We start from the raw sequence: 19,065 nt of genomic DNA on the forward strand, positions 1-19,065 counted from the left end.
TGCGGTCGCTGCGTGCCGGGGTCGCGGTGGCGCGGGTGGCACCCCGCCACGGCGCCACCACCAGCACCACGCCGACCAGCACCAACACCGCGCCCAACAGGCGCAGCGCGTCCACCGGCTTCGCCGCCTGCAGCACGCCGAACTTGTCCAGCAGCAACGAGGCGGTGACCTGCCCGAGCACCGCCAGGCAGACCATGCCGGCCGCTCCGATGCGCGGCATCAGCAGGGTGAAGCAGGCCACGTAAACCGCGCCGATCGCGCCGCCGGCCCAGATCCACGCAGGCAGTTTCAGGCTGCCCTGCAGGGTGACTGGGGTACGGGTGGCGAGCAGGTACAGTCCCAGCATCACCGTGCCGACCAGGAACGAGACGAAGGCGGCGGCGACTGGTCCGCCGACGTGGGTGCCGAGCCGCGCGTTGACCAGGCCCTGCAACGGCAGGATCGCACCAATCAGCACCGCCACCAGCAACGCCGCGACGAGGTTCATGCGGACGCCTCGCGGTGGACCTGGAAGCCGGCCACGGACTGCGAGGTCGGCATCAGCTCGATCCGATTGATGTTGAGGTGCGGCGGCAGCGTCGCGATCCAGAAGATGGTGCCGGCGATGTCCTCGGCGGTCATCGGGTTGGCGTTGGCGTAGAGCGTGTCCGACGCCGCCTGGTCGCCATGGGTGCGCACCACCGTGAACTCGGTTTCGGCCATCCCCGGTTCGATCGTGGTCACGCGCACGCCGGTGCCGTGCAGGTCGCTGCGCAGGCCCAGCGAGAACTGGCTGACGAAGGCCTTGGTCCCGCCATAGGCGTTGCCGCCGGGGTAGGGATACACGCCGGCCACCGAACTGATGTTGATGATGGCGCCCTTGCGCGCGACCAAGGTTGGCAGCAGCGCGTGGGTCAGCGTGGCCAGCGCGGTCACGTTGGTGTCGATCATGGTCTTCCAGTCGGACAGCAGCGCGTCCTGTGCGGGCTTGGTGCCCTGCGCCAGCCCGGCGTTGTTGACCAGCAGGTCGATGCCGCGGAAGCGTCCAGGCAGGGCGTTTAGCGAGGCGCGCATCGCGGCCTCGTCGCGGACGTCGAAGCAGGCCGTGTGCAGGGCATCGCCAAGCTCGGCGTGCAGGGCGGCGAGGCGGTCCGCGCGGCGGCCGGTGGCGATGACCTGCCAGCCGGCAGCGACGAAACGGCGCGCGGCGGCGCGGCCGAAGCCGGCGGTGGCGCCGGTGATCAGGGCGGTCTTGGGCATGGCGGGATCGAAGGCGATGGCGTGGGGGTGTCCACGATACCCGCCCGCGTCAGCCGGCGGTGGTGGCCAGCGCGACGACCCAGGCCAGCGCGTGCAGGTGCACCGCGGCGAGCATCGCGATGATCGCCGGGCGCAAGCGGGCGGGGTGGGCGAGGTCCCGGTGCAGCCGCAGGCTCGCGTAAAGCGCGGGCGGGAGGCTCGCCAGCGGTGCCCATGCCCAGCCGCCGGGCAGGAAGCCCGCGGCCCACCACGCCACCGCATGCGCCGCGAACACCAGCGCGCTGAACAGCCATGCGGCGTGGCGGGCACCGAGGACCACGCGCAGCGTGCGCTTGCCGGCGGCGGCATCGGCGCGCGCGTCCGGGAATCCGTTGAGCAGCAGGACCGATGCGACCAGCAGCGCGAAACCGGCACCGCAGGCGACGGGTGCCGGCGACGGATGGCCGCGCACCAGCGCATCGGCACCGACCACCACCAGCCACCAGGCGATGCCCACCGTGGCCTCGCCGAGGCCGCGCGCCATCAGCGCCAGCGGCGGCGAGGAATAGGCCCAGCCCAGCGCCACGCCCAGCCCGCCGATGACGAGCAGCTCGGGTTGCCGGCGCCACGCCACCAGCAGCAGGCCTCCCAACGCGCAGGCGAGCAGCAGCAGGCGTGCGTAGCGGCGGGTCGCCTCGATCCCCACGGCGCCGTGCTGGATCAGCCCGCTGCCGCCGGTGAACGGCGCGATGGCGTCGTGGTTGCCGGCATCCGCCCCGCTGCGGGCATCCTCATAGTCGTTCAGCACGTTGCCGGCGGCATGCCCGAGCAGGGCGATCGCGAGGCCGGCCAGCAGCACCCCGACGGGCGCGCGGGCGCCCGCGTGCCAGGCAATGGCCACGCCCAGCGCATAGGCGACGAGGGTCAGGCCAAGGAAACCCGGCCTGGTCATCCGCCAATAGGGCACCCCTTGCCGTGCCGGCGTCATGCGCCTGGCTTGCGCGGCGGCGCGGGTTTGCGGCGCGGGGTGGCGGCTGCAGGGGAGGCGGGGGTTGCGGGCTTGCGGCGGCGACCAGTGGCCGCCTTGCCGGAGGTCTTCGCCTTGGTCGCGCGATGCTTCTGCAGCATGTCCTCGGCCAGCACCACATCCTCGGACAGGATGCCGGCGGCCTTGGCGATCGCGATCCGCGCCTGCGCCTTGTTCTCGTCGGGATTGGCCAGCAGCAGTTCGCGGATCGCCTCGCGGATCGCGGCCTCGGCGTTGCGCTTCAGGTTGGCCTGTTCGCCACGGCGCAGCAGCGCCATCAGGGCGTCGACCACGGGCTTGATGAGGGCGGATTCGATCGGCACGGCGGGGTTCCTGTCCGGTCGGTCAGGCTAGCGCCGGAGTGTCTCAGGGATCGCGATGCTGCGCGAACAGCCAGTCCCGCCATGCGTCGCCGGGCACCAGGTCGCCGGGCGGCATGTGCTGCAGGCCGGCGTAGCTGCGCAGGCGCACTTGCCGACCACCGGCAGTGCGGATGGCGGCGACCATCGCGCGGTCCGCATCGATCGGGTTTTCGGTGTCGGCATCGCCGTGCAGGACCAGGATCGGCATGTGGATCAGGTCGATGGCGTGCGAGCGCTCGGGCGCGATGCCGGCGATCGGCACCGCGGCGGCGAACAACCCGGGCCTGGCCAGCAACGAGAGCCAGGTAGAGGATCCACCCATCGAGAAGCCGCTGGCATAGACGCGCGACGCATCGACCGGCTGCCGGGCGATCACGTCATCGACCAGTTCCAGCGCCGCCGCCAGGGCCGGCGTGGCGATCGCGACGCGCGGCGCGGTTGGGTCGTCGTAGTTCGCGCTGCGCACCGGGAACTGCGGCACAAGCACGAAGGCGGGATGGCGCGCACGGATGGCGGGAATCGCCCAGGCGCGCGCCGCGAAGTCACCTGCGATTTGCGCACGGTTGTCGGTGCCGACTGCCCCCGAGCCGTGGAATTGCACGACGAGCGGGTAACGCCGGCCGGGTTCGAGCCGGGCGGGCACCAGCAGCCGGTAGGGCAGGGTCGTGCCGTTGCGGGCGGTGAACGATCCGGCGGCGAAATCGTCCGCGGAAATCGCCGCTGCCACGCTGCGATCCAGGGGTGGCGTGCCACGCACCAGGAGCTCGCCGGCGTCCCGGGTGCAGCTCGACAGCAGCAGGGCTGCGCAGGCGAGCAGCCCGAAGCGCATCACTGGGTCTTGACCGCCATCGCGGGGAGGCCGCCGCCGGCAAGCTTGGACTTGGCTTCGGCCAGTTCGGAGGCGCTGCCGTACGGCCCCATACGCACGCGGTACACGGTCTTGCCGCCGATCTGCGCGGATTCCACGCGGGCGTTCAGGCCGAGCAGGGCGATCTTGGCCTTGACTGCTTCGGCATCGCCGGAGGCGCCGAACGCGCCGGCCTGGAGGATGTAGCGGGCGTCCGCGGCGTCGGCCACGGCGGCGGGCTTCGGCTCGACCGCGGGCTTGGCGTCGGCGGGGGCAGGCGCGTCGGTCGCGGGCGCGGTCCCGGCGGTCGCGCTGTCGCCGATCGGGGTCGGCAAGGCCTCCGCGCCTGCAGCTGCGGCGGCCGCGGTCTGCTGCGCTGCCTTGGCCTGCGCGGCGGCTTCGGCTTGCGCGCTTGCCGCGAGCTCGGCGTCGCTCACCTCGACTTCTTCGCCGGGCAGCAGGGTGTAGAAATCGTACTGGGTGGGCTTGGCCGTGCCGGCGTCGCCGGCTTCGCCCGCAGGCGCGGTGTCCGGCGCGATCGCTTCGCCCTCCGCGCCGGCGCTGGCTGGCTGGGCATCCGGGTTCGGCTTCGGACGGAAGAAGCCGTCGGTGCCGCCCTCAGATTTCAGCAGGCGCGGCGCGGCCAGCACCACGGCCAGCGTCACCAGCACGCCGATCACCAGCCAGGCCCAGCCCGGCAATCCGTTGGAGCCGTTGCGTCGCGCTTGCGACTTGCCGCGTCGTGCCGCCATCACATGCTCTCCGGTGCGCCCACGCCCAACAGGTCGAGGCCGTTCGCCAGCACCTGCCGGGTCGCCAGGGCCAGGGCCAATCGCGCGTCGCGCAGGTCGGCATCTTCCACCAGCACCGGGCTGGCGTGGTACCAGCCATGGAAGGCATTGGCGAGTTCGCGCAGGTACTGGGCCACCAGGTGCGGTTCCAGCGTGGCGCCGGCGGCTTCCACCACCTCCGGATACCGCGACAGCTCGCGCATCAGCTCCTGCGCGGGCGCGTCGTCGAGCCGGTGCAGCGCGGCATCGCCGCGGGCCGCGTCGTGCGCGTAGCCCTTCTCGCCGGCCTGGCGCAGCAGGCTGCAGATGCGCGCATGCGCGTACTGCACGTAGTAGACCGGGTTGTCGTTCGACTGCGAACGCGCCAGGTCGATGTCGAAGGTCAGTTGCGAATCCGGCTTGCGCGCGACCAGGAACCAGCGGGTCGCGTCGCGGCCGGCTTCGTCGATCAGGTCGCGCAGGGTCAGGTACGAACCCGCGCGCTTGGACAGCTTCACTTCCTCGCCGCCGCGCATCACCGTGACCATCTGGTGCAGCACGTAATCCGGGTAACCGGCGGGAATGCCGCAATCCAGCGCCTGCAGGCCGGCCTTCACCCGCGCCAGCGAACCGTGGTGGTCGGCGCCGAGTTCGGTCACCGCGCGCTGGTAGCCGCGCTGCCACTTGCTGAGGTGGTAGGCCACGTCCGGCACGAAGTAGGTGTAGGTGCCGTCGGACTTGCGCATGACGCGGTCCTTGTCGTCGCCGAAGTCGGTGGTGCGTAGCCACAGCGCGCCGCCTTCCTCGTAGGTGTGGCCGTGGGCGATCAGCTCGCGCACGGTCTCCTCCACCTTGCCGTCGGCGTACAGCGAGGACTCCAGGAAGTAGCGGTCGAACGACACCCCAAACGCGGCGAGATCGCTGTTCTGCTCGCGGCGCAGGTAGGCCACGGCGAACTTGCGGATGGCATCGAGGTCGTCGGCGTCGTCCTTGCCGGAGACGACATGACCCTCGATCTCGATGCTGTCGCCGCGCAGATAGCTGGCCGCGACATCGCCGATGTAGTCGCCGTTGTAGGCGTCGGCCGGCCAGTCGGCGTCGCCCGGCTTCAGGCCCTTGGCACGCGCCTGGGTGGAGATCGCCAGGTTGTTGATCTGCACGCCGGCGTCGTTGTAGTAGAACTCGCGCTTCACGTCCCAGCCGTTGGCGGCCATGACGCGGGCGATGCAGTCGCCGATCACCCCGGCGCGACCGTGGCCGACATGCAGCGGGCCGGTGGGGTTGGCGGAGACGTATTCGACGCCCACGGTCTTGCCGCCGCCGCTGGCGTTGCGGCCGAACACGGGGCCGCCCGCGTGGATGTCGCGCACCTGCTGCTGCCAGGCGCCGGGCGCCAGGTGGAAGTTGATGAAGCCGGGGCCGGCGAGCTCGATCTTCGCCACCGCATCCGATGCCGGCAGCGCATCGACCAGCTGTTGCGCCAGCGCACGCGGATTGCTCTTCGCGGCCTTGGCCAGCAGCATCGCGGCATTGGTCGAGAAATCGCCGTGCGCGCGTTCCTTCGGCCGCTCGACGGCGAAGTCGGGCGAGGGCAGGTCGGCGGGCAGGGTGCCCGCAGTGCGCAGGGCGGTCAGGCCCTGTTCGATCAGGGCGCGGAGCTGGGCTTTCACGAAGGCTGTGCGATGCGGTTCAACGGTCGGGCATTGTACGCGAGGCGATGCGTAGGCCTCCCGACGATGCAGGTCGGGCCAGCGGGCCGGGGCTACCGCAAGTCGCTCCCCGATACTCGCTTGGTTGCGCCAGCCCCGGCCCGCGGGCCTGACCCGGGCATCGCAAGAAGCTCACACCAATCCCCGCGCCGCCATCGACACCGGCGCGCCGTCGCCGACCACGAAGTGGTCCAGCAGGCGCACGTCGACCAGCGCCAGCGCCTGCTTCAGGCGGGTGGTCACCGCGCGGTCGGCGGCCGAGGGTTCCGGGTTCCCGCTGGGATGATTGTGGCCGACGATCACCGCCGCGGCGCCGCGGGCGAGCGCGCGTTCGACCAGGGTGCGTGGGTGGACTTCGGCGCCATCCAGCCCGCCGCGGAACAGTTCCTCGAAGCCGAGAGCACGGTGGCGGGTGTCGAGGTAGAGCGCGGCGAACACTTCGTGGCCGAGGCCGCGCAGGCGTTGCGCGAAATAGCGGCCGGCCGCGGCGGGGTCGGCCATCGCCTCGCCGCGGGCCAGCTGCGCGGCCAGGTGGCGGTGCCCGAGCTCGAGCGCCGCCGCCAGCGTGCAGGCGCGGGCGGGCCCGATCCCGTGCAGGCGGACCAGCGCCTTCGGCTCGCGGTCGAGCAGGCCGCGCAGGCCGCCCTGTCCCGCCAGCAGGTCGCGCGCCGCGGCCACCGCGTCGCGGCCGGCGGTGCCGGAGCCGAGGAAGATCGCCAGCAGTTCGGCGTCCGACAGGCTGCCGGCGCCGCGGGCCAGCAGCTTCTCGCGGGGGCGTTCGCCTTCGGGCCAGTCGCGGATGTGCATGGCTGCAGGATTGCCGTGCGCGGGATGTCGCGGCATCGGCGCATGCGGTGCCTTCGGGTAAGCTGGCGGCCACTCCCACGGTCAGGAAACGACCCGATGCCTGCCGCCAGCGGCCCCTTGCACGCGCGTCGCGTGCTGCTCTGCGTCTGCGGCGGGATCGCCGCCTACAAGAGCGCCGACCTGGTGCGCCGGCTGCGCGATGCCGGCGCCGAGGTGCAGGTGGCGATGACCGAGGCCGCGCAGCGCTTCGTCGGGGCGCAGACCTTCCAGGCGCTCTCGCACCGTCCGGTGCGGACCTCGTTGTGGGACGCGCAGGCCGAGGCGGCGATGGGCCACCTCGAACTGGCGCGCTGGGCGCAGCGGGTGGTGGTCGCGCCGGCGACCGCGAACACCATCGCCAAGCTGGCCTGCGGCCTGGCCGACGACCTCGTCTCCACCCTGTGCCTGGCGACCACCGCGCCGATCGCCATCGCGCCGGCGATGAACCACATGATGTGGCGGCATCCGGCGACCGTGGCCAACGTGGGCACCCTGCGCACGCGGGGGGTGGCGGTCATCGGGCCGAACGACGGCCCGCTGGCCGAGGGCGAGTCTGGTCCGGGGCGGATGGCCGAGCCTGCCGAGATCGTGGCCGCGCTGGCGGGGCGCGCATGAGCGCAGCGCTGGCGGGCAGGCACCTGGTGGTGAGCGCCGGGCCGACCTTCGAGGACATCGACCCGGTCCGCTTCATCGGCAACCGCAGCAGCGGCAAGATGGGGTTCGCGATCGCGGCGGTCGCCGCCGCGCGCGGCGCCCGGGTCACCCTGGTCGCGGGACCGGTGCACCAGCCCACGCCGGCCGGCGTGCAGCGGGTCGACGTGCGCAGCGCGGCGCAGATGCACATGGCGGTGTTCGCGGCGTTGCCTTGCGATGCCTACATCGGCGCCGCGGCGGTGGCCGACTTCACCCCGCGCGCCTTCGCCGCCGGCAAGCTGAAGAAGACGCCGGGCCAGGACACCCTGGTGCTCGAACTGGTCAAGACCCGCGACATCCTGGCCGAGGTCGCCGCGCATCCGCAGCGTCCGCGGCTGGTGGTCGGCTTCGCCGCCGAAACCGACAACGTGGCCGGCTACGCGCGCGGCAAGCTCGAGCGCAAGGGCGTGGACCTGGTCTGCGCCAACCGGGTCGGGGTGGGCGCCACCGGCTTCGAGAGCGACGACAATGCGCTGCTGGTGCTCGGCCACGACGGGTTCGAGCGCGCCCTCGGCCCCGCCGCGAAATCCGCGCTGGCGGGCCTGTTGCTGGACCTGGTCGCGGAGCGGATCGGCCGATGAGTACGCATGTCGAACACGTGCTGCAGGTGAAGGTGGTGGATCCGCGCTTCGGCGCCGAATGGCCGCTGCCGGCCTATGCCACCGCGCACAGCGCCGGCATGGACCTGCGCGCCGCGCTGGATGCGCCGCTGCTGCTGCCGCCGGGCGAGGCCGCGCTGGTGCCTTCGGGCCTCGCCATCCATGTCGCCGACCCGGGCCTGTGCGCGGTGCTGTTGCCGCGTTCGGGGCTGGGCCACAAGCACGGCATCGTGCTGGGCAACGGCACCGGCCTGATCGACGCCGATTACCAGGGGCCGCTGATGATCAGCACCTGGAACCGCGGCAGCGCGCCCTACACGATCGAGCCCGGCGACCGCATCGCCCAACTGGTCCTGCTGCCGATCGTGCGCGCGACGCTGCAGGTGGTGGATACTTTCGAGGAAAGCGCGCGCGGTGAAGGTGGCTTCGGCCACACCGGCATGCGCTGACGGGGGGCGACATGGACGACGAAGGGAAGCGCAAGCTGCAGCTCGGGCGGGAGCAATCCGCGCGCGCGCTGCCGGTGCTGGTGTTGCTGATGCTGGTGCTGGCGGCCTGGCTGCTGGTCTCCGGCGGCTTGCGGATGCGCGACGGCGCCCGTGCGACCAGCCTCGAGCAGGCCCGTGACGACGCAGCGGTCGGCGTCCAGCGCAGCCTTGAAGCCGAGCAACGCACGATGGCCGCGCGCCTGGCATCGCCCGAGGTGCTTGCGGCGCTCGCGGCGGGCGATCCCGACAGGGCGGCCAAGGCGCTGGCCGCGGGCTGGCCTGGCGCCGCCCGCAGCGCCTTCTGGCCGGCGGACCTGCAGGCGCAGTACGCCGCGCTTCCGCGCAGCGGCTACGGCACGCTGGCGGTGGCGGAGGCGGCGCTGGCCGCGGGCAAGCCCGTGGGCCGGATCGTTCGCTCGGCGGGCGGCGAGCACCTGGCGCTGGCAGCGCCGGTGCCGACGGCAACATCAGCGGTGGTCGCCTATGCGGAGGTGCCGCTCGCCCGGATCACCAAGGGCCTCGATGCCGTGCCGCTGCCGCCGGGCGCCTACCTCGCGTTGCGGCAAGGCGGCCGCAACGTGAAGGAGCGCGGCGACGTCGAACTCAACGGCAGCGCGGAAGCGCTTGCCGCCAAGGTGCCGGACAGCGACCTGCGGATCGCCGCGTCCATGCACGATCCGGTCGCCACGCCCTTCGAACTGGAGGCGATCCCGGCGCTGGGGCTGGGCGCCTTGCTGCTGGCCACGGCGCTGCTGCTCTGGCTGGTGGTGAGGCCGCGCCTGCTCGGGGTGCAGGGCGGCGCGGTCGATGCCGCCCCCACCCTGGCCGACTTGCAGGCGGAGCAGCCGGATCTCGTTGCTGCGCAGACGCGCGCGCGCGCGGAGGGCGAACGCCCCGCGGAGGTCGCGCCGGTGGCGATCGACCGCGGCATCTTCCGGGCCTATGACATCCGCGGGATCGTCGGCCAGACGCTGGATGCCGGCGTGGCCGAACTGATCGGCCAGGCGATCGGCTCGCTCATGCACGAAAAGGGACTGGACGACATCGTGGTCGGTCGCGATGGCCGCCTGTCGGGCCCGGAGATGTCGGAGGGCTTGATCGCTGGCTTGCGCAAGGCCGGGCGCAACGTGATCGACCTCGGGTTGGTGCCCACGCCGGTGGTCTACTTCGGGTGTTTCCACCTGCGCACTGGTTGCGGCGTGGCCATCACCGGCAGCCACAACCCGCCCGACTACAACGGCTTCAAGATCGTCGTCGGAGCGGAAACGCTCTCCGGCGAGGCGATCGTGGACCTCTACGCGCGCATCGCCGAGGATCGCCTGCACGAGGCCGCGCGCCCGGGCACCAGCAGCGAGCGCGACATCAGCGAGGACTACGTCGAGCGCATCGCCGGTGACATCCAGATCGGTCGCAAGCTCAAGGTGGTGGTCGACGCCGGCAACGGCGCGGCGGGCGTGATCGGGCCGCGGGTGCTGGAAGCGGTCGGTGCCGACGTCGAGCGGTTGTTCTGCGACATCGACGGCACGTTCCCCAACCACCACCCCGACCCCGGCGACCCGCACAACCTCGACGCGCTGGTGCAGATGGTCGAGCGGCTGGACGCCGACTTCGGCCTGGCCTTCGATGGCGACGGCGACCGCCTCGGCGTGGTGACCCGCGGCGGCAAGGTGGTGTTCCCGGATCGCCTGCTGATGCTGTTCGCGGCCGACGTGCTGCAGCGCAACCCCGGCGCCGTGGTCCTGTACGACGTGAAGTGCACCGGGCACCTCGCCGCGCACATCCTGCGCCACGGCGGCAGCCCGCTGATGTGGAAGACCGGGCATTCGCTGATCAAGGCGAAGATGGCCGAGACCGGCGCCGAGCTGGCGGGCGAGATGAGCGGGCACTTCTTCTTCGCGGAGCGCTGGTACGGGTTCGACGACGGCATCTACGCGGCCGCCCGCCTGCTGGAGATCATGGACGGGTCGGCGCACGCCCCGAGCGAGTTGCTGGAATCCGTGGTCGACGGCGTGTCGACGCCGGAACTCAAGCTGCAGGTCCCGGGCGACGATGCGCATGGCTTCGTGGAGCGGTTCCGCGCGATCGCGCGCTTCGAGGGCGCGCGCGCCTCGACCATCGACGGCTTGCGGGTGGATTGGCCGGATGGATGGGGCCTGGTCCGTGCCTCCAACACCACGCCGGTGGTGGTGATGCGCTTCGATGCGGATTCCAATGCGGCGATGGCGCGCATCCAGCAGGTGTTCCGCGATCAACTCCTCGCGGTCGAGCCGGCGCTGCAGCTGCCGTTCTGAGGTCGCCGGGCGGCGAGGTTCACCGTTGGGTGGCGGCCTCGCTGCCGGTCGCGCTGGCGGCCTGCGCGGACGGCGGATCCTTCAGCGCGCGGTAGCGTTGCAGGGCATCCGCGAGTTCGACGTCGAGTGCGGCGCGATCGCGCGCCTGGTCGGCCAGGATCCGCTGCTGCCGCAGCAAGTCGTCGTGTTGCTGGCGCACCGCGTCCCGGAACGACTTCGGCACGACCTCGCCGGCGAGCTCGCGATCGCCCGCCTGCCGCAGCTGGCTCAGCAGGCTGAGGCGCAGGTTGGCGATCCCGAGCCGGCTTGCCTTGAGGGTTTCGTCGAGCAGTGAAATGCGCTCGCCGTAGGCGCGGCGCAGGTCCGCCTCGGTCATGTACGACTCGACCATCGCCAGGTCGCGGCGCTGGCGCATGGCCTCGGCTTCCGCGGCCTGCCGCGCGGCGGCCTCGGCCTGCTCGGCGAGGGCTTGCTCGTCGCCGCTCAGGGCGCGGGCCACCCGTCGTGTCGCCAAGCCGCTCTTGCCGCTGATTTCGGTGCGCGCGCTGCTCGCGGCCTCCGCAGGCAGCGCGTCGCCGCACACCTTGCGGCCACCTTCGTCCCAGCAATAGATCTTGCGCTCGGGTGCCTTCTGCGCGACGGCTGCGGCGCAGGCCAGCAGTCCCGTGGCCAGCGCGGTGGCAAGCATGGTGCGGTGCAGGTGCTGCATGGCGGCGACCCCCTGTCGTCTGCGTCAGGCGACGCCGTAGCGCGCGCGGTAGGCGAGCAGGGCATCCCGATGCGCGGAAAGTTCCGCGCTTTCGCCGGCGAATGCAAGCAGGTCGCCGAGGGTGGCGACGGCGACCACCGGGATGTCGTGTTCCTCGGCCACCGCCTGCGCCGCGGAGCGCCGGCTGGCGGCGCTGCCGTCGTCCTCGCGCACGCGTTCCTGCCGGTCCAGCGCGATCACGATCGCGGCCGGGGTGCCGCCGGCGTCGGCGATGATCGACAACGCCTCGCGGATCGCGGTGCCAGCGGTGATCACGTCGTCGACCACCAGCACCCGGCGGCCGGCCAGCGGCGCGCCGATCAGGCTGCCCCCCTCGCCGTGCGCCTTGGCTTCCTTGCGGTTGAACGCCAGCGGCAGGTCGCGCCCGCGGCGTGCGTACTCGCAGGCGAGCGCGGTGGCCAGCGGGATGCCCTTGTAGGCCGGGCCGAACAGCAGGTCGAAGTCGAGGCCAGCGGCGTCGAGCGCATCCGCGTAGCAGGCGGCCAGCCCGGCCAGCGCCGCGCCGGTGTCGAAGCGGCCTGCATTGAAGAAGTACGGGCTGCTGCGCCCGGACTTGAGGGTGAACTCGCCGAAGCGCAGGGCTTCGGCGCGCAGGGCCAGCCCGAGGAAGCGGGCGCGGTGGTCGGCGTGCAGGTCGTTCATGCCGCGATTCTCCCACGCGTCGCACTGTCGCGGCAGGCGGGGCATCGGCTACGCTGCGGGCCATTCCACGGCAGGCCACGGCATGCGCATCCTCAGCTTCAACGCCAACGGCCTGCGCTCGGCCGCCAGCAAGGGCTTCTTCGACTGGTTCGCGGCGCAGGACGTGGACGTCCTGTGCGTGCAGGAGACCAAGGCGCAGGAGCACCAGTTGGCGGATGCCGCCTTCCGCCCGGCGGGCTACCGCGCCTGGTTCAAGGACGCGTCCACCAAGAAGGGCTACAGCGGCGTCGCCATCTACAGCCGCCGCGAACCCGACGAGGTGCGCACCGCGCTCGGCTGGGCGCCGTTCGACGACGAGGGCCGTTACATCGAGGCGCGCTTCGGCAACCTCAGCGTGGTGAGCTTCTACATCCCGTCGGGCAGCTCCGGCGAGCTGCGCCAGGGCTTCAAGGAAGAGGTGATGGCGTGGCTGAAGCCGATCCTCGATGGGTGGCTCGCCAGCGGCCGCGAGTACGTGCTGTGCGGCGACTGGAACATCGTCCGCGCCCGCAACGACATCAGGAACTGGACCGGCAACCAGAAGAATTCCGGTTGCCTGCCGCACGAGCGCGCCTGGCTGAACGCGATGATTGCCGATGCCTGTGGCGACGGCTTGGTCGCTCCACCGGCGCATGGCTGGAAGGATGCGTTCCGGGTCGCCAAGCCCGACGCGGTCGAGTATTCGTGGTAGTCGCAGCGCGGCGCCGCCCGCGCCAACAACGTGGGCTGGCGGATCGACTACCAGTTCGCGACGCCGGGCATCGGATCGCGCGTGATGCGCGCCGGGATCTTCCCGGAGCCCAGGTTCTCCGACCACGCGCCGGTCCTCGTGGAGTATGCGGAATGAGCGATGGCAAGAAGCCCCGGGTCTGGCAGGCCTTCACCCAGCCCGCGGCATGGACGATGTTCTTCTTCGGCTTCGCCTCCGGCTTGCCGTTCCTGCTGGTGGCCGGCACCCTCGCGTACTGGCTCAAGGACAACGACATCGACCTCAAGTCGATCACCCTGATCGCGAGCGCGGGCCTGTCCTACACGCTGAAATTCGTGTGGGCGCCGCTGGTGGACCGCTGGACACTCCCGGTGTTGGGGCGCCTCGGGTTGCGGCGCGGCTGGATCCTGCTGGCGCTGCTGCTGGTCATGGGCGCGCTGCTGGTGATGGCGCAGGTCACGCCCGCGAACCTCGCGCCGTTCGTGTGGGTCACGCTGGTGGCGGCCTTCGCCGGCGCAACCCTCGACATCGGCGTGGATGCCTATCGCGTCGAGATCGCGCCGCGGGAAGCGCAGGGCGCGCTGCTGGCGACGTATTCGCTCGGCTACCGCATCGCGCTCATCGTCACCGGCGCCTTGGCGCTGGCGATGGCGGACCACCTGCCGTGGCCGATGGTGTACCGCACGATGGCGGCCTTCCTGCTGATCCCGGTAGCCGCGGTGTTCTTCGCCCGCGAGCCGGAGGTCGCGCGCGTGCGCACCGAGACCTGGCGCGCGGGCATCCGCGAGGGGATGGTCGAGCCCTTCGCCGATTTCTTCCGCCGCTTCGGCCCAGCGCTGGCGGTGGGGCTGCTGGCCTTCATCCTGATCGCCAAGATCTCCGACCAGTCGCTGGGCGGCGGGATCATGGCGCCTTTCTACATCGACCAGGGCTATACCAAGACCGAGATCGCGGCGATCAGCAAGGTCTACGGCATCTGGGTCGGCATCGCCGGCGTGTTCCTGGCGGGTTTCGCGATCGCGCGCTGGGGCGTCCGCTGGCCGCTGCTGGCCGGCGTGGTGCTGGGAGCGGTCAGCAACCTGCTGTACGTCTGGCTGGTGGGCGCCAATGGCAACCTGACCATGCTCACCCTGGTGATTTCGGGCGAGAACCTCGCCCAGGGCTTCCAGGGCACCACCCTGGCGGCGTTCCTCACCGCGCTGATCAACCATCGCTTCTCCGCGACCCAGTTCGCGCTGTTCTCGTCGCTGGTGATGCTGCCCGGCAAGCTATTGTCCGCGGTGTCCGGCGGGATCGTCGAGCAGACCGGCTATGCGACGTATTTCTGGATCACCGCAGTGGTCGCGATCCCGGCGGTGCTGCTGTTCTTCTGGATCCAGCCGCGCATGCACCTGGGCGATGGCGATGAACCCGCGCGCGTCGCCGGACCGCCGCAGGCGGGCTGATCCTCGCCCACGACGCAGCCGGGACGCCGCCACTCGCCCGCCGCCAGGCCATGGATGTCCGCCCGCACGGACGCGTGGGCGGCCGGCACGTGGTGCGAGCGACGCCGGGCGGGACCGCACTGAACTTGCCCCGCGGCACGTGGCGGGGTAGATAGAGCCTGCGTCTCCCCCGGCGCAAGCACGGACGTCCACCATGACCGACCTGGTCCTGCGCGACATCGCCCCCGACATGGCGGCGCGCATCCGCCGCCTCGCCGAGGCCCAAGGCTGCACGTCGCACGACGTCATCGTCGAAGTCCTGGACGCCGGCGTGCGCGCTTGCGAGGACGCCCTGCGCAAGCGCCTCGACCTGGAGGAGCAGGCGGCGCTCCAGCACGCCATCGCCGCGCTGGAAGGGGTGCCCGACGACCCGGGTTTTGGCTTGATCGGGCGGGTCGAGCTGCCGACCGGTCAGGCCGGGTAAATCGCGCCCAGCACGCGCGGCCCCGCCGCACCGGTGACCGAGGGCAGGTTGCCGGGTGCGCCGCGCAGCGTCTGCCGGGCCAGCCATGCGAAACCCATCGCCTCCACGTGGTCCGGGTCCAGGCCGAGGCTGGCGGTGGAGGCGATCGCCACGCCCGGCAATGCCTCCCCCAATTGCGCCATCAGTGCCGGGTTGTGCACGCCGCCGCCGCAGGCCAGCACGCGTGAGGTGCCCGGCTGGGTGGCGTGCAGCGCGTCCGCGATGGTGCGTGCGGTCAGGGCGCGCAGGGTTGCCTGCACGTCCACCGGGGCGATGCCCGGCCGCAGCCGCTGCGCCAGCCAGCGGCGCTGGAAATGTTCGCGGCCGCTGCTTTTCGGCGGTGGCTGGGCGAACCACGGATCGTCGAGCAAGCGTTCCAGCAGCGCGTCGTCGGCGCGGCCGGTCGCCCCCCAGGCGCCGTCCTCGTCGAAGTGGCGCCCGGTGTGCTCATGGCACCACAGGTCCATCAGCGCATTGGCGGGGCCGGTGTCGAAGCCGCGTGCCTCGCCGGCGCGTGGCAGCAAGGTGAGGTTGGCGATGCCGCCCAGGTTGAGCACCGCGCGGTCTTCGCCGGGATCGTGCAACAGGGCCTGGTGGAGGGCGGGCAGCAGCGGCGCGCCATGCCCGCCGGCGGCGACGTCGCGACGCCGGAAATCGGCGACCGTGGCGATGCCGGTGCGCTCCACGATGCGGCTGGCATCGCCGATCTGCATCGTGAAGGGCGGCGTGGCGTAGGGTCGATGGCGCACGGTCTGCCCGTGCGAGCCGATCGCCGCGACGTCGGTCGCCGCCACGCCGGCACCGGCCAGCACCGCGAGCGCGGCCTGCGCGAAGGCCTCGCCCACCTGCGCATCGAGCTCGCCGAGTTCGTCCAGCGAGTCGAGGGCGCCGCCCTGCCCCAGCCAGACCAGGCGGGCGCGCACATCGGAATCCCACGGATGGGTATGCGCGGCGACCAGCTCCGCGCGCAGCGGGCCGTCGTCGTCGCCGAACCGGACCAGGGCGGCATCGATGCCGTCGGCGCTGGTCCCGGACATCAGGCCGATGAACAACCTGCCGGTCATGGGGAACCTCCGCCGGGCGTCGCGCGGCGCGGCGTCAGCCGCGCTTGCGGGCCGGCCGCGTGGCGGGCTCGGCGCTGGCGACGTGGGTGTCGTCGAGCTGGAACACCACGTCCTCGACTTCGCGGATCTTGTCGAGTGCACGGCGGGTTTCGTGCTTGAACGCGACGAGCGCGCTGCCCTGCAGCGGGGCTGGCGGCGGCAGCGTCATCTTCAGCGGGTTCATGTGCACGCCGTTGACGCGGAATTCGTAATGCAGGTGCGGCCCGGTGGACATGCCGGTGCTGCCGACGTAACCGATCACCGTGCCCTGCGCGACGCGCTGGCCGACGCGGATCTTGGCGAAGCGCGACATGTGGCCGTACAGCGTGGTCTTGCCGCCGCCGTGGTTCAGCACCACCGCGTTGCCGTAGCCGCCCTTGCGGCCGACGAACTCGACGCGCGCATCGCCGGCGGCCTGGATCGGCGTGCCGGTGCCGGCGGCGTAGTCCACGCCCTTGTGCATGCGCATGCGGCCCAGCACCGGGTGGCGACGCCCGCCGAAGCCGGAGCTCAGGCGCGCGTACGGGATCGGCATGCGGATGAACGGACGCTTGAGCGAGCGTCCGTCGGCGGTGAAGTATTCCGGCTTGCCGTCGCGCAGGTGGCGGAAGGCGCTCTTGAGCTTGCCGTCCACGGTGAACGTCGCCGCCAGCACGGGGCCGGTGCTGGCGAGCTGCCCGTTCTTCCAGGTCTGGTCGACGACCACGCTGAAGCGGTCGTTGGCGTCGAGGTCGGAATCGAAGTCGATGTCGTACTTGAACATCTCGTCGGTGAGCTGGCGCAGCTGCGCGCTCCCCAGGCCCTGCTTGCGCGCGGAGGCGAACAGCGAGTCGCCGACGGTGCCGGTGAGCACCACGGTGCGCGTGGTGACCTCCTGCGGCACGGCGCGCTCGCGCAAGGCGTCGCCATTGAACTCCAGCTCAACCGGCTCGTCGCCGATGCCCGGGGCCGCCTCGATGCGCATCGCGCGCACCGAGCCGTCGGCCGGCAGGTTGAAGCTCAGCGCGGTGCCGGGCCGCAGCCTGCGCAGCGCCGGCTTGATCTTCGGGTGCTGCATCACCGTCTGCAGCTGGCTGTAGGGGATGCCGAGCTCGTTGAACACGCTGCTCAGGGTCTGCCCCGAGCGCAGGGTCACCGACTGCCAGCGGTCGACGTTGTCGCCGCTCAGCTGCAGGCGCGGCAAGGGCAGCGAGAGCACCGTGCGCTGCACGCCCTGGGCCGGTTCCAGCACGGTCGAGAAGCCGGGCACGATCGCCGCGACGAGCATGCCGATGGTGGCGAACAGGCTGGCGTGGGCCCAGTGGCGCCGGGTCCAGCGACCGTTGAACGCAGCGGGGAGGCGGATCGTCGCGGCATCGCGGGCGGCGTCGGCCCGGGCCTGTTCGAGGTTGCCGCGGAGGATGTCCGCGTGCGTCGCAACCTTCGTCGAATCCGTCATGTGCCCGTCCCCTCGCGTGACGAATGCGTCAACGCGCTACCATAGTCAGGCGAAAAACATGCGTCAACTCGTTGAATCCAAACCGGTTTTTCGGCGCATTCATTTAACGCTACCTTAACTCCCTTCAGCAACCCGGTCACGTTTCGCGTGGCCGCCCCCGCGAGATCCCCGTGTCCGACCACCTGCACGCCATCGACCTCATCGCCCGCGGCGCGGACGAAATCCTCAAGCGCGAAGACCTGGAAGCGCGCCTCGCCACCGGCCGTCCGTTGCGGGTCAAGGCCGGCTTCGACCCGACCGCGCCCGACCTCCACCTGGGTCACACGGTGCTGCTCAACAAGATGCGGCAGTTCCAGGACCTCGGCCACCAGGTGATCTTCCTGATCGGCGACTTCACCGGGATGATTGGCGACCCCACCGGCAAGAACGCCACCCGCAAGCCGCTGACCCGCGAGGACGTGCTGGCCAACGCGGAGACCTACGCCGAGCAGGTGTTCAAGGTCCTCGACAAGTCGCGCACCGAGGTGCGCTTCAACAGCGAATGGTTCGGCAGGATGACCGCCGCCGACATGATCCGGCTCGCCGCACAGCACACGGTCGCGCGCATGCTGGAGCGCGACGACTTCGCCAAGCGCTACGCCGCGCAGCAGTCGATCGCGATCCACGAATTCCTCTACCCGCTGGTGCAGGGCTACGACTCGGTGGCGCTGGAGGCCGACGTCGAGCTCGGCGGCACCGACCAGAAGTTCAACCTGTTGATGGGGCGCGGCCTGCAGGAAGCGCACGGGCAGAAGCCGCAGGTGGTGCTGACCATGCCGCTGCTGGAGGGCCTGGATGGCGTCAACAAGATGTCGAAGTCGCTGGGCAACTACATCGGCATCGCCGAGCCGGCGATCGACATCGTCAACAAGACCATGAAGATCGGCGATGAACTGATGTGGCGCTGGATCGACCTGCTGAGCTTCGAGATCGGGATCGACGAGGCTGTGCGCCTGCGTGCCGACATCGGGGCTGGCGCGCTCAACCCGCGCGACGTCAAGCTGCGCCTGGCGCGCGAGCTGGCGACGCGCTTCCACGATGCCGCCTCCGCCGAGACCGCGATCGCCGGCTGGCATGCCGCGGTGACCGGGCAGGGCGACACCTCGCTGCTGCCGTTGCAGGACATCGTGGTGCCGGCGGAAGGCATCCGCATCGCCGCGCTGCTCACCGCGGCCGGGATCACGCCCTCCAACTCGGAAGCCAACCGCAAGCTCAAGGAGCGCGCGGTGAAGGTCGAGGGCGCCGTGGTCGAGGATGCCGGGACCCTGCTGTCGCCCGGGTTCGAGGGCGTGGTGCAGGTCGGCAAGCGCAATTTCGCCAGGGTCCGGCTGGTTTCCGGCTGACCCCTTGCTGCATCGCAATAAGCGCTGCTAGAATCATCGACCCGCCCCGGCCATCGGTTGCGGCGGTAAGCAAAAATCATCATCACGGGGTGTTGACGTTCTTCAAAACCCTTGTATGATGTGCGGCTCCCTCGGGCTGATTGATGTTTCGGGGGTTGGGCAAGGCGCTGAGGCCGAAGCCCGGGA

At 71.4% G+C, this 19,065-nt stretch carries 17 protein-coding genes and 2 pseudogenes; 7 read left to right on the forward strand and 12 right to left on the reverse strand.

Annotation, left to right across the window (positions count from 1 at the left end; genetic code table 11):
- The 8 genes from ON759_RS08705 to radC all read right to left on the reverse strand — a co-directional run.
- A partial coding sequence (locus ON759_RS08705; RefSeq protein ID WP_271679989.1) for a DMT family transporter occupies positions 1-487 on the reverse strand: 487 nt, incomplete at its 3' end.
- Complete coding sequence (locus ON759_RS08710) at positions 484-1,239, reverse strand: SDR family NAD(P)-dependent oxidoreductase (RefSeq protein ID WP_271679990.1); 756 nt, start codon at positions 1,237-1,239, stop codon at positions 484-486. The genes ON759_RS08710 and ON759_RS08705, both read right to left, overlap by 4 nt.
- Positions 1,240-1,288: 49 nt before the next feature.
- Positions 1,289-2,206 (reverse strand): prenyltransferase, encoded by a 918-nt coding sequence (locus ON759_RS08715; RefSeq protein ID WP_271679991.1) that lies wholly within the window; start codon positions 2,204-2,206, stop codon positions 1,289-1,291.
- Positions 2,203-2,568: a hypothetical protein gene (locus ON759_RS08720; RefSeq protein ID WP_271679992.1), complete on the reverse strand. Its 366-nt coding sequence runs from the start codon at positions 2,566-2,568 to the stop codon at positions 2,203-2,205. Before ON759_RS08720 ends, ON759_RS08715 begins: the two co-directional genes overlap by 4 nt.
- A 43-nt stretch (positions 2,569-2,611) precedes the next feature.
- A complete protein-coding gene (locus tag ON759_RS08725; protein WP_271679993.1) occupies positions 2,612-3,436 on the reverse strand; it encodes a carboxylesterase family protein in 825 nt (274 codons plus the stop codon).
- Positions 3,436-4,206, reverse strand: a complete 771-nt coding sequence (locus ON759_RS08730; RefSeq protein ID WP_271679994.1) for an SPOR domain-containing protein — start codon at positions 4,204-4,206, stop codon at positions 3,436-3,438. Before ON759_RS08730 ends, ON759_RS08725 begins: the two co-directional genes overlap by 1 nt.
- Positions 4,206-5,894, reverse strand: coding sequence for an arginine--tRNA ligase (argS, locus tag ON759_RS08735; protein ID WP_271679995.1), 1,689 nt, complete (start codon positions 5,892-5,894; stop codon positions 4,206-4,208). Before argS ends, ON759_RS08730 begins: the two co-directional genes overlap by 1 nt.
- 171 nt (positions 5,895-6,065) lie before the next feature.
- Positions 6,066-6,740, reverse strand: coding sequence for a RadC family protein (radC, locus tag ON759_RS08740; protein ID WP_271679996.1), 675 nt, complete (start codon positions 6,738-6,740; stop codon positions 6,066-6,068).
- Positions 6,741-6,836: 96 nt separating this feature from the next.
- On the opposite strand from radC, the pseudogene coaBC reads away from it, so the two are divergent.
- From coaBC to ON759_RS08755, 3 genes and pseudogenes are all read left to right on the forward strand, one after another.
- A pseudogene (coaBC, locus tag ON759_RS08745) lies at positions 6,837-8,053 on the forward strand (bifunctional phosphopantothenoylcysteine decarboxylase/phosphopantothenate--cysteine ligase CoaBC).
- Positions 8,050-8,520, forward strand: a complete 471-nt coding sequence (gene dut, locus ON759_RS08750) for a dUTP diphosphatase (RefSeq protein WP_271679997.1) — start codon at positions 8,050-8,052, stop codon at positions 8,518-8,520. Before coaBC ends, dut begins: the two are co-directional and overlap by 4 nt.
- A gap of 11 nt (positions 8,521-8,531) precedes the next feature.
- Positions 8,532-10,850, forward strand: a complete 2,319-nt coding sequence (locus ON759_RS08755; protein ID WP_271679998.1) for a phosphomannomutase/phosphoglucomutase — start codon at positions 8,532-8,534, stop codon at positions 10,848-10,850.
- A gap of 19 nt (positions 10,851-10,869) precedes the next feature.
- Here the strand turns inward: ON759_RS08755 and ON759_RS08760 are convergent, their stop codons facing one another.
- Both ON759_RS08760 and pyrE read right to left on the reverse strand, forming a co-directional pair.
- Positions 10,870-11,559, reverse strand: a complete 690-nt coding sequence (locus tag ON759_RS08760; protein ID WP_271679999.1) for a hypothetical protein — start codon at positions 11,557-11,559, stop codon at positions 10,870-10,872.
- A gap of 24 nt (positions 11,560-11,583) precedes the next feature.
- Positions 11,584-12,261 carry an orotate phosphoribosyltransferase gene (gene pyrE / locus ON759_RS08765; RefSeq protein ID WP_271680000.1) on the reverse strand — a complete coding sequence of 226 codons (678 nt, stop codon included), beginning with the start codon at positions 12,259-12,261 and terminating at the stop codon, positions 11,584-11,586.
- A gap of 82 nt (positions 12,262-12,343) precedes the next feature.
- Between pyrE and ON759_RS08770 the strand changes: the two are divergent.
- From ON759_RS08770 to ON759_RS08780, 3 genes and pseudogenes are all read left to right on the forward strand, one after another.
- Positions 12,344-13,147, forward strand: a pseudogene (locus tag ON759_RS08770) (exodeoxyribonuclease III).
- Positions 13,144-14,454 (forward strand): AmpG family muropeptide MFS transporter, encoded by a 1,311-nt coding sequence (locus ON759_RS08775; RefSeq protein WP_271680001.1) that lies wholly within the window; start codon positions 13,144-13,146, stop codon positions 14,452-14,454. The pseudogene ON759_RS08770 and the gene ON759_RS08775 overlap by 4 nt, the downstream one beginning before the upstream one ends.
- Before the next feature lie 193 nt (positions 14,455-14,647).
- On the forward strand, positions 14,648-14,917 hold the full coding sequence (locus ON759_RS08780; protein ID WP_271680002.1) for a hypothetical protein: 270 nt from the start codon (positions 14,648-14,650) through the stop codon (positions 14,915-14,917).
- Here ON759_RS08780 and ON759_RS08785 read toward each other — a convergent pair.
- The gene (locus tag ON759_RS08785; protein ID WP_271680003.1) at positions 14,905-16,020 is read right to left on the reverse strand and encodes an anhydro-N-acetylmuramic acid kinase; all 1,116 of its coding nucleotides are present in this window, start codon (positions 16,018-16,020) and stop codon (positions 14,905-14,907) included. The two genes, ON759_RS08780 and ON759_RS08785, sit on opposite strands and share 13 nt — an antisense overlap.
- A 34-nt stretch (positions 16,021-16,054) precedes the next feature.
- On the reverse strand, positions 16,055-17,497 hold the full coding sequence (locus ON759_RS08790; protein ID WP_271680004.1) for a M23 family metallopeptidase: 1,443 nt from the start codon (positions 17,495-17,497) through the stop codon (positions 16,055-16,057).
- A gap of 170 nt (positions 17,498-17,667) precedes the next feature.
- Here ON759_RS08790 and tyrS point away from each other — a divergent pair, with 170 nt between their 5' ends.
- On the forward strand, positions 17,668-18,879 hold the full coding sequence (gene tyrS / locus ON759_RS08795; RefSeq protein WP_271680005.1) for a tyrosine--tRNA ligase: 1,212 nt from the start codon (positions 17,668-17,670) through the stop codon (positions 18,877-18,879).
- Positions 18,880-19,065 lie beyond the last annotated feature (186 nt).

Origin of the sequence: Thermomonas mangrovi, from assembly GCF_028201335.1 — a bacterium.
Lineage (GTDB): Bacteria > Pseudomonadota > Gammaproteobacteria > Xanthomonadales > Xanthomonadaceae > Thermomonas > Thermomonas mangrovi.

Bases quoted from the DNA above. Each gene is read 5' to 3' on its own strand.
- ON759_RS08710 (WP_271679990.1), bottom strand. From the start codon at position 1,239: ATGCCCAAGACCGCCCTGATCACCGGCGCCACCGCCGGCTTCGGCCGC.
- ON759_RS08715 (WP_271679991.1), bottom strand. From the start codon at position 2,206: ATGACGCCGGCACGGCAAGGGGTGCCCTATTGGCGGATGACCAGGCCG.
- ON759_RS08725 (WP_271679993.1), bottom strand. From the start codon at position 3,436: ATGCGCTTCGGGCTGCTCGCCTGCGCAGCCCTGCTGCTGTCGAGCTGC.
- ON759_RS08730 (WP_271679994.1), bottom strand. From the start codon at position 4,206: ATGGCGGCACGACGCGGCAAGTCGCAAGCGCGACGCAACGGCTCCAAC.
- radC (WP_271679996.1), bottom strand. From the start codon at position 6,740: ATGCACATCCGCGACTGGCCCGAAGGCGAACGCCCCCGCGAGAAGCTG.
- dut (WP_271679997.1), top strand. From the start codon at position 8,050: ATGAGTACGCATGTCGAACACGTGCTGCAGGTGAAGGTGGTGGATCCG.
- ON759_RS08755 (WP_271679998.1), top strand. From the start codon at position 8,532: ATGGACGACGAAGGGAAGCGCAAGCTGCAGCTCGGGCGGGAGCAATCC.
- ON759_RS08760 (WP_271679999.1), bottom strand. From the start codon at position 11,559: ATGCAGCACCTGCACCGCACCATGCTTGCCACCGCGCTGGCCACGGGA.
- pyrE (WP_271680000.1), bottom strand. From the start codon at position 12,261: ATGAACGACCTGCACGCCGACCACCGCGCCCGCTTCCTCGGGCTGGCC.
- ON759_RS08775 (WP_271680001.1), top strand. From the start codon at position 13,144: ATGAGCGATGGCAAGAAGCCCCGGGTCTGGCAGGCCTTCACCCAGCCC.
- ON759_RS08780 (WP_271680002.1), top strand. From the start codon at position 14,648: ATGACCGACCTGGTCCTGCGCGACATCGCCCCCGACATGGCGGCGCGC.
- ON759_RS08785 (WP_271680003.1), bottom strand. From the start codon at position 16,020: ATGACCGGCAGGTTGTTCATCGGCCTGATGTCCGGGACCAGCGCCGAC.
- ON759_RS08790 (WP_271680004.1), bottom strand. From the start codon at position 17,497: ATGACGGATTCGACGAAGGTTGCGACGCACGCGGACATCCTCCGCGGC.